The sequence below is a fragment of the Enterobacter cloacae complex sp. SYL001 genome, from assembly GCF_049237025.1.
Lineage (GTDB): Bacteria > Pseudomonadota > Gammaproteobacteria > Enterobacterales > Enterobacteriaceae > Enterobacter > Enterobacter intestinihominis.
Genome location: NZ_JBMKJI010000066.1, coordinates 1 through 1,140, shown reverse-complemented (window position 1 = coordinate 1,140; position 1,140 = coordinate 1). Strand labels below are relative to the sequence as shown.

Here is a 1,140-nt window from a genome sequence, read left to right as displayed (position 1 = left end):
TGCGAAGCGCAATCACCTTCTCGGAAACCCTCGCGAAATTTCGCAGTCGCGACGCCAGAGACCGAGGGTTAGATCATGCCTAGCATTCACCTTCCGGCCGCCCGCTAGCGGACCCTGGTCAGGTTCCGCGAAGGTGGGCGCAGACATGCTGGGCTCGTCAGGATCAAACTGCACTATGAGGCGGCGGTTCATACCGCGCCAGGGGAGCGAATGGACAGCGAGGAGCCTCCGAACGTTCGGGTCGCCTGCTCGGGTGATATCGACGAGGTTGTGCGGCTGATGCACGACGCTGCGGCGTGGATGTCCGCCAAGGGAACGCCCGCCTGGGACGTCGCGCGGATCGACCGGACATTCGCGGAGACCTTCGTCCTGAGATCCGAGCTCCTAGTCGCGAGTTGCAGCGACGGCATCGTCGGCTGTTGCACCTTGTCGGCCGAGGATCCCGAGTTCTGGCCCGACGCCCTCAAGGGGGAGGCCGCATATCTGCACAAGCTCGCGGTGCGACGGACACATGCGGGCCGGGGTGTCAGCTCCGCGCTGATCGAGGCTTGCCGCCATGCCGCGCGAACGCAGGGGTGCGCCAAGCTGCGGCTCGACTGCCACCCGAACCTGCGTGGCCTATACGAGCGGCTCGGATTCACCCACGTCGACACTTTCAATCCCGGCTGGGATCCAACCTTCATCGCAGAACGCCTAGAACTCGAAATCTAACGTCCGTTCGGGCATCGAGGTCCATGTCGGGGTGGGACGGGCCCGTGGCTTCAAGATCACTTGCAGTCCGACCGCGATGTCTTGGTTGCGCGAGAGGTTGTCGATATCCTCCACTTCCATCATCAACCCTGGATAATGCCGCCGCCGTCATCGCCGCCGACGCCCGTGCCGGGCTTTTCGGGCCTGTCAGGCTTGCTCGGCCTTCAGCCTGCCTGGGCGAGATCTCCGGCGGACGGATTAACGGCGGAGCTTCGCCGCCTTTCGTGCGTGTGAAGGCCGAAGATAGTTCTCTCAAAAACATCCGTTTATGAGAGATACCAAATGTCATTTTCAGAAGACGACTGCACCAGTTGATTGGGCGTAATGGCTGTTGTGCAGCCAGCTCCTGACAGTTCAATATCAGAAGTGATCTGCACCAATCTCGACTAT

1 protein-coding gene is annotated in these 1,140 nt (G+C 61.5%); it reads left to right on the top strand.

Annotated features, from left to right (window positions below; genetic code table 11):
• The first annotated feature begins 210 nt into the window (after nucleotides 1-210).
• Nucleotides 211-711, top strand: a complete 501-nt coding sequence (locus tag ACOTZP_RS23840; protein ID WP_000376623.1) for a GNAT family N-acetyltransferase — start codon at nucleotides 211-213, stop codon at nucleotides 709-711.
• Nucleotides 712-1,140 lie beyond the last annotated feature (429 nt).

Bases quoted from the DNA above. Each gene is read 5' to 3' on its own strand.
- ACOTZP_RS23840 (WP_000376623.1), top strand. From the start codon at position 211: ATGGACAGCGAGGAGCCTCCGAACGTTCGGGTCGCCTGCTCGGGTGAT.